Annotated in this window: 7 protein-coding genes; 4 read left to right on the plus strand and 3 right to left on the minus strand. The window is 50.7% G+C overall.

Annotated elements, in window-relative coordinates:
- The coding region (locus tag FDW87_RS23040; protein WP_252363246.1) for an alpha/beta hydrolase at positions 1 to 579 on the plus strand (579 nt) is incomplete at its 5' end.
- A 390-nt stretch (positions 580 to 969) separates the two neighbouring features.
- Here FDW87_RS23040 and ychF read toward each other — a convergent pair.
- Positions 970 to 2,064: a redox-regulated ATPase YchF gene (gene ychF / locus FDW87_RS18510; protein ID WP_016153303.1), complete on the minus strand. Its 1,095-nt coding sequence runs from the start codon at positions 2,062 to 2,064 to the stop codon at positions 970 to 972.
- Between the two features lie 115 nt (positions 2,065 to 2,179).
- The gene (gene pth / locus FDW87_RS18515) at positions 2,180 to 2,764 is read right to left on the minus strand and encodes an aminoacyl-tRNA hydrolase (protein WP_016153302.1); all 585 of its coding nucleotides are present in this window, start codon (positions 2,762 to 2,764) and stop codon (positions 2,180 to 2,182) included.
- A 274-nt stretch (positions 2,765 to 3,038) separates the two neighbouring features.
- Here pth and ychH point away from each other — a divergent pair, with 274 nt between their 5' ends.
- Positions 3,039 to 3,320 carry a stress-induced protein YchH gene (ychH, locus tag FDW87_RS18520; RefSeq protein WP_016153301.1) on the plus strand — a complete coding sequence of 94 codons (282 nt, stop codon included), beginning with the start codon at positions 3,039 to 3,041 and terminating at the stop codon, positions 3,318 to 3,320.
- A 124-nt stretch (positions 3,321 to 3,444) separates the two neighbouring features.
- Here ychH and lysC read toward each other — a convergent pair whose 3' ends face one another.
- Positions 3,445 to 4,806, minus strand: coding sequence for a lysine-sensitive aspartokinase 3 (lysC, locus tag FDW87_RS18525; protein WP_137380041.1), 1,362 nt, complete (start codon positions 4,804 to 4,806; stop codon positions 3,445 to 3,447).
- Positions 4,807 to 5,417: 611 nt separating this feature from the next.
- Between lysC and FDW87_RS18530 the strand changes: the two genes are divergently transcribed.
- Both FDW87_RS18530 and FDW87_RS18535 read left to right on the plus strand, forming a co-directional pair.
- Complete coding sequence (locus FDW87_RS18530) at positions 5,418 to 6,803, plus strand: diaminobutyrate--2-oxoglutarate transaminase (protein ID WP_049042865.1); 1,386 nt, start codon at positions 5,418 to 5,420, stop codon at positions 6,801 to 6,803.
- Between the two features lie 15 nt (positions 6,804 to 6,818).
- Positions 6,819 to 8,282 carry an aspartate aminotransferase family protein gene (locus tag FDW87_RS18535; protein WP_016156743.1) on the plus strand — a complete coding sequence of 488 codons (1,464 nt, stop codon included), beginning with the start codon at positions 6,819 to 6,821 and terminating at the stop codon, positions 8,280 to 8,282.
- Positions 8,283 to 8,322: the final 40 nt, after the last annotated feature.

Below are 8,322 nucleotides of genomic sequence, written 5' to 3' on the forward strand. Positions count from 1 at the left end.
GTTTGCGGAGGTGGCGGTTATTCACTTGTTGCGGCCGAAACGGATCAACGGTTTAAATCGATCGCAACCATCAGCATGTTTAATTCAGGCCTGGTGCGCCGCAACGGTTTTCAGGACTCACAGCTGGATACTATTCAGCAGCGTCTTCAGCAGGCTTCTGACGCACGTGCTCAGGAAGCTTCCGGAGGCGAAGTCCTGTACTCCGGTGATGCCAATCTGACTGATGAACAGATCGCTAAGTTACCCTTTGCCTTATATCGACAGGGCTATGAGTACTACTGGAAAACTCACGCGCACCCGAACTCTACGTTTAAATACACGACAAGCAGCCTGTTAGATTTGATGAGTTTTGACGTTACGGACCATATCAATCTCATCAATAAACCGCTGCTGATGATTGCTGGTACAAAAGCCGACACGCTCTATATGACGGAAGATGCGTTTGCGAAAGCCACCGGTACAAAAGACAAAGAACTCTTCCTGATCGATGGCGCTACCCATATCGAGACGTATTGGGTTCCTGAGTACGTCGACAAGGCTTTGCAAAAGCTGGACGTCTTCTTCGATAAGAGTATTTAACCCCTATCAGACGATACCTTTGGCCAGCCACTCAGGCTGGTCATATCAGGACATAATGAGTGTGTCAGCATGTGACCAAGACTAACGAAGTCGGGAGGAAAGATAATTACGCACATTAAATAGCCGCTATGAATGAAATTCATAAAACGGCAGGGACATCTGAGGATTATTTTTTGCCTGTAAGGTTTTACTTCGTGGTCCAGGCCAACTTTAGGTTTAGCATTACCGCATTGAATTCCGGTGAGCATAACGAGCTCTTGTTTGTACTGTCTCGTTACGAGATGGATTTACACTCTATGAAATGAAAAAATCCACGCAATTGCGTGGATTTTATAGACTTTTTCAATATTCATGAGATTTGATGAAACCTCATGAGACGAGAAGTTTTATTTAGACGTTGAACAGGAAGTTCATCACATCGCCATCTTTAACGATGTAATCTTTACCTTCTGCACGCATCTTACCGGCTTCTTTCGCGCCTTGTTCACCTTTATAGGTGATGAAATCTTCAAAAGCGATGGTTTGTGCGCGGATAAAGCCTTTCTCGAAGTCAGTATGAATTTTACCCGCGGCCTGCGGAGCCGTTGCGCCAACAGGAATGGTCCATGCACGAACTTCTTTCACGCCAGCGGTGAAGTAGGTCTGCAGGTTCAGCAGTTCGTAACCAGCGCGGATAACGCGGTTCAGACCAGGTTCTTCCAGACCCATTTCAGCCATGAATTCTTCACGGTCAGCATCATCGAGTTCTGCGATGTCAGCTTCAACGGCAGCGCAAACTGCAACAACCACGGAGCCTTCAGCTGCGGCGATTTCACGCACTTTATCGAGGTATGGGTTGTTTTCAAAACCGTCTTCGTTGACGTTGGCGATATACATCGTTGGCTTCAGCGTCAGGAAGCTCAGGTATTTGATAGCCGCTTTGTCTTCATCGGTCAGCGTTTTCAACGCACGCAGCATGCCAGCGTTTTCCAGCTGTGGCAGGCATTTTTCCAGTGCAGCCAGTTCCGCTTTAGCGTCTTTATCGCCGCCTTTAGCCTTCTTCTGTACGCGATGGATAGCGCGCTCACAGGTATCTAGGTCAGACAGCGCCAGTTCGGTATTGATAACCTCAATGTCGTCAGCCGGATCCACTTTGTTATTAACGTGGATGATGTTGTCGTTTTCAAAGCAGCGAACCACGTGGCCGATAGCTTCGGTTTCACGGATGTTCGTCAGGAACTGGTTACCCAGACCTTCGCCTTTGGACGCGCCTTTTACCAGACCGGCAATGTCGACGAATTCCATCGTTGTTGGCAGGATACGCTGCGGTTTGACGATTTCGGCCAACTGATCCAGACGCGGATCGGGCATCGGGACAACACCTGTGTTCGGCTCGATAGTACAGAACGGGAAGTTTGCCGCTTCAATACCCGCTTTTGTGAGCGCGTTGAACAGGGTGGATTTGCCTACGTTTGGCAAACCGACGATACCGCATTTGAATCCCATGTTTAAATCACCTTAATCTTTTGATATTCAACCTGTTATGGAAAACAGATTGTAGAAAAGTAAATAACTCTGCCTATTATACACAGCACGCGAGAAAAATGCCGCACATCCCTGCTTATTGCGCTTTAAAGGTGTGTAACCGGCTCGTTGCCTTGGTCAGGCCATCTTTGAATAAAATCTCGGTACAACGTGCCGCTTCGTCAATTGCTTCATCAATTAACTTCTGTTCTGAAACAGGCGGTTTGCCTAAAACAAATCCGACAACTTTGTTTTTATCACCCGGATGACCAATTCCCACGCGTAAACGATGAAAGTTGGGGTTATTGCCCAACTTGCTGATGATGTCTTTCAGGCCATTATGTCCGCCATGACCGCCACCGAGCTTAAATTTTGCCACGCCAGGCGGCAGGTCTAATTCGTCGTGCGCGACCAAAATTTCATCGGGGTTGATACGATAAAAACTGGCCATCGCACCCACGGCCTTGCCGCTGAGATTCATAAATGTGGTCGGTACCAGCAAACGGACATCTTCCCCTTCGAGCGTTACTCTGGAGGTGTAGCCGAAGAATTTCGGCTCATCACGCAGGGGCGCGCGTAATCTCTCTGCCAGTAAATCGACATACCATGCGCCTGCGTTGTGTCGCGTTGCCGCATACTCTGCGCCGGGGTTCGCCAGGCCGACAATCAATTTAATCGTCACGTGTTTTGTCCTGAGTGTTTCCATAAACGACGTGTAGTTTACTGTCTGATGCTGCTCTTGACAAAAAACTGCGTTCTAATCGCCAAAAACTGAATAATTGCACAAATGGACTATTAGAAATTGAGTATGTTCAGTAGCTTATTTGTAAAGTTTTGTTGCGCGAGTGTTTGTAATTGTGATCGCTCCCGCACTTGCGAACGGCAGTGTTGTCTATACTTTACACATAAGGATTAGGGGTATTCCCTGTAGCAACCCAAAGTTCCGGAGGTGACACATGAAACGCAAAAACGCTTCGTTACTCGGTAACGTGCTCATGGCTTTAGGGTTGGTGGTGATGGTGGGGGGTGTTGGTTACTCTATTTTAAACCAATTGCCGCAATTTAATCTGCCACAGTTTTTCGCACATGGTGCCGTGCTCAGTATTTTTGTAGGTGGTGTTCTGTGGTTGGCGGGAGCCAGAGTGGGCGGGCACGAGCAAATCAGTGACCGTTACTGGTGGGTACGCCATTATGACAAACGCTGTCGTCGCGGTGATACCACTCATCGTCATAACTAAATCGTTTCCCGGTAGAGAGGGCTGCGGTTTGAATACAAAGTCCTGGTTGAAAAACCAGGACTCTGCTTGTTCATTATCCTTGCATAGAACGCACTTTTATATTCGCTATGGAATATAAGAAACGTTATTCGAATAACCGATAATGTAACGTTTTAACCGCGCTATCCGCGTCTTCAGCGGGCAACAGGAAACACAGGTTGTCATTTGACGCGCCGTGGCAAATCATTCGCACCGTTTGCCCTTCAAGCCAGGCAAAAACGTCTTTGCAAACTCCCGCCGCCTGAGTCAGTCGATTCCCCACCAAAGTGACTAATGCCAGTCCGGTTTCCACTTCCACACGACAGTGGGAGGATAATGCGGTAAACAATGCGCTGGTCAGTATATGATCTTCACCTGAGGTTGCGTGAGTCGCGTCCAGCGCCAGCGCAATACTGTTCTCTGAGGTTGTAACCAAATCCACCGTGACCGCGTGGCGAGCTAAAATGGCGAAGGACTGCGCCAGGAAAGAACCGGACGGTTGTGTCTCCAGACTATGTAATCGCAACAGCGTCTGTTTACGGCGCACGGCAAGCGCACGATAGCGAGGTGGGTTGTCGGTGGTGTTATGCACCAGCGTACCACCGGCAGCCGTATCCTTACTTGAGCCAACAAAGACCGGAATGCTTTTGCGCATTGCCGGAAGCAGCGTAGCCGGGTGGAGGACCTTCGCACCGAAGGCGGCCATATCGCTGGCCTCGGAAAATGAGATGTGGTCAATCCGTTTGGCCCGCGGCGCAATGCGCGGATCGGTGGTGTAGATCCCTGCGACATCGGTCCAGATGTCCACGCGTGCGGCGTGAAGCGCCTCACCGAGAAGCGTCGCCGTGTAATCACTACCACCGCGTCCCAGCGTAGTGGTATGCCCTGCGGCATCCCGGCCGATAAACCCCTGGGTCACCATAATCGCTTGCTCAAGACGAGGGCGCAGGTGAGTCTCCACCAGGTGGTGCAAGGTACCGAGTTCGGGTTCGGCGCAGCCGAAACTGGAGTTGGTACGCATCACGCTGCGGGCGTCAAACCACCCGGCCTCGGCATGCCGTTCACGTAAGACTTCAGTAAACAGTAAAGAGGACATCAGCTCGCCGTGACTGACCAATTCATCGCTTAGCGCATCAGACGGTGAAACGGTCGCCGTTTGTGCAAGATGGCGGATATTGTTGAGAAGATTATCGATTTCCGTGCTGATAACGGACGGCTGCTTCAGGCGGGAAATAATGTTGTATTGGATGGCGCGTAAGGTCTCAAGCTTATCTAATTGTTGATGCGTTTCCAGACCTTCAGAAAGCTCGACCAGTAAGTTTGTAACGCCTGCTGAAGCAGACAGTACGACTAAACGGACATCTTGATCAGCAAGGACAATGCTGGCGCTTCGGTTCATCGCATCAAAATCAGCGACGCTGGTGCCGCCAAATTTGGCAACGACGGATGGTGGATAAATGCGAGTCATAACAATCTCATATCAGGGCGCCATAAAAGTATGGCTAGAAAATTTTCATTCTCGGCATAAGGGGAAACGGTGTTCGCCTTACGAAATGTCCGCCCGCGAACATTTCTGCTGACAACCCAGGGAATTCCTGTTGTCGAAAACGCGTGTCGCCTGTACGCGTTACCGGGTGCTGCGCATTAATTTTATTTACATAGCCTGCAAATAAGCGCGCCATACTAAGTGATTTATATTTAGGGATCGACTTTTTTATTCGATTTATCGACAAATAAGTGAAAAATCATGTCGTAACAAGAAAACGCGTACATTATTAATGGTAAAAACGTGTAAAAAAATAATAAAAACATGAAAATCACATGGTTTTTATAACATCGTATGCGTTGCAATTGGCTACGGTAATTGTTAATTAAATAGATATGTTTCTTTAGGATTTCGTAATGAAGGGTGTCTGTTACACTTTGAATTATAAAGGAAAAGCACCTGTTAAATGTGTTGAGAAATAAATGATTGAGTCCAGGGCTAAAACAACATATATTAGCCGCGCTTTTTTACAGGTAACCCTTATAACCATTTATTCAATCAGGCGTTAATCTACACCTGGTTGTAGGAGTGATATGATGACGGATAAAGTCCGTATTGATACTTTAAGTGCTAATTCATTACCACAGAGCAATGATACCTTTTTAGCAAGACAGGCTGAGTTTGAATCTAATGTCCGCAGCTATCCACGTAAACTGCCATTAGCGATTGCTAAAGCGCAGGGCGTCTGGATTACTGACGTAGAAAATAATCAATATCTTGATTGCCTGGCAGGTGCCGGAACCCTGGCGCTTGGTCATAATCATCCTGAAGTGCTGCAGAGCATTCAAAGTGTCATCACAAGCGGCTTACCGTTACATACGCTTGACCTTACCACACCGTTAAAAGATGAATTCTCATCGTATTTACTTTCTTTATTACCGGGCCAGGGCAAAGAGTATTGCCTGCAGTTCACCGGGCCGTCCGGTGCCGATGCCGTTGAAGCGGCGCTGAAGCTGGCGAAGAAAGTTACCGGCCGTTCCAGCATCATCAGCTTCTCCGGCGGCTACCACGGGATGACCCACGGCGCGCTGTCCGTGACCGGCAACTTGTCGCCGAAAGAAGCCGTCAGCAACATGATGGCGGAAGTGCAGTTTATGCCGTATCCGCATCAGTACCGTTGCCCGCTGGGTATCGGCGGCGACGCTGGCGTCAAAGCATTGACCTACTACTTCGAAAACCTGATCAACGACGTTGAGAGTGGCGTGCGTAAACCGGCTGCCGTGATCCTCGAAGCGGTGCAGGGCGAAGGCGGGGTAAACCCGGCTCCGATCGAGTGGCTGCAGCGTATTCGTAAAGTGACCCAGGAACACGGCATTCTGCTGATTATTGATGAAGTTCAGGCTGGCTTCGCGCGCACGGGTAAACTGTTCGCCTTCGAACACGCCGGTATTGAGCCGGATATCATCGTGATGTCCAAAGCGGTTGGCGGCGGTCTGCCACTGGCGGTACTGGGCATTAAAAAGCAGTTCGATGCGTGGGCTCCGGGCCATCACACTGGCACCTTCCGCGGCAACCAACTGGCGATGGCGACCGGTTTGACAACGCTGAAAATCCTCAAAGACGACAAGATTGCCGATAAAGTTGCTGCCCAGGGCGAGTGGCTGAAAGACAAACTGACTGACCTGCAGAAACGTTACCCGGTTATCGGCCAGGTACGTGGTCTGGGCCTGATGATTGGTCTGGAAATCGTTAAGCCGAACGAAGCGCAGGATCACATGGGCTGCTACCCGGCCGATGGCGAGCTTTCCGCGCTGCTGCAGAAAAAATGTTTCGAAAACGGCCTGATTCTTGAGCGTGGCGGCCGTAACGGTTGCGTACTGCGTCTGCTGCCGTCTCTGTTGATCACCAACGCAGAGCTGGAGATTTTCCTCGATAAATTCGAAAATGCCCTGCTGGGCGCTGGCGTGAAGCCGGTTTAAACGGAGTTGGATCGAATGTCAGACGTAAATCCGATTCTGTCCGGCTCGGCACAAAGCATTGCTGCCTACCAGGACGCTATCGAGCAGAGTACGCAAGCGGTCGTTGAATGGTTGAAGCAACCTGAGATGTATCAGGGCAAAACCGTTGAGCAACTGCGCGAACGTATCAACCTGAATTTTACGTCTCAGGGCCTGGGCAACCAGGCCGCTATTGAGCGTGCGGTTGAATACTTTCTGAAAGACAGCTTGTTGGTTCACCATGCGCAGTGCGTGGCGCACCTGCACTGCCCGAGCCTGGTGATTAGCCAGGCGGCAGAAGTGTTGATCAACGCCACCAACCAGAGTATGGACTCCTGGGATCAGAGCCCGTCGGCGACCATCATTGAGATCAAACTGATCGAATGGTTGCGTGAGCAGGTGGGCTATGCGGCAGGCGACGCGGGCGTGTTCACTAGCGGCGGCACCCAAAGCAACCTGATGGGCCTGATGCTGGCGCGCGACGCCTTTTTTGCCCGCCAGGGGCATTCCATTCAGCAGAATGGTCTGACCGGCGACCTGAGCAAAATCAAAGTATTTTGCTCTGAAAGCGCGCACTTCTCTGTGCAGAAGAACATGGCGCTGATGGGGTTGGGTTACCGTTCCGTCACCCAGGTGAAGACCGATGCGTTCTCACGCATGGATCTGGCTGACCTGAAAGACAAGCTGGCCCAGGCGAAAGCCAACGGCGAACAGGTGATGGCGATTGTCGCCACTGCTGGTACTACCGATGCGGGTGCAATCGACCCGTTAGCGGACATTGCGGCGCTGGCGGCAGAACACCAGATCTGGATGCATGTGGATGCAGCATGGGGCGGGGCGTTACTGCTTTCTGAGCAGTATCGTCACTTCCTGAACGGCCTTGAACTGGCGGATTCCGTGACGCTGGACTTCCACAAACAGTTCTTCCAGACTATCAGCTGCGGCGCGTTCCTGCTGAAAGACGCGCGCCACTACGAGCTGATGCGTTACCAGGCGGCGTACCTGAACTCTGATTTTGATGAAGAGGCGGGCGTACCGAATCTGGTGTCGAAATCGCTGCAGACCACGCGCCGTTTTGACGCGTTGAAGCTGTGGATGGGTCTCGAAGCGCTGGGCAAAAAGCAGTATGCCGAAATCATTGATAACGGCGTAACGCTGGCGCGTGATGTGGCTGCGTTTGTGAAAACTCAGCCACACCTGGAACTGGTGATGGAGCCGCAGCTGGCAAGCGTGCTGTTCCGTTTCCGTCCGCACAGTGACGACATGGCGTTCGTTGCGCTGTTGAACCAGCGTATTGGCGACGTTTTGCTGGCTTCTGGTAGCGCCAACGTTGGCGTGACCGAAGCAGATGGCGTAACCTGCCTGAAGCTGACGCTGCTGAACCCAACGGTGTGTCTGGAGGATGTCAAAGTCCTGCTGGCAAGCGTGAAAGCGACAGCTGAGCAACTGCTGAACGCGTAAGCAATAAGCTGATTATAAAAATGGCTCCCACACACGGGAG

Origin of the sequence: Citrobacter sp. wls826 (assembly GCF_005281245.1) — a bacterium.
Taxonomy (GTDB): domain Bacteria; phylum Pseudomonadota; class Gammaproteobacteria; order Enterobacterales; family Enterobacteriaceae; genus Citrobacter; species Citrobacter braakii.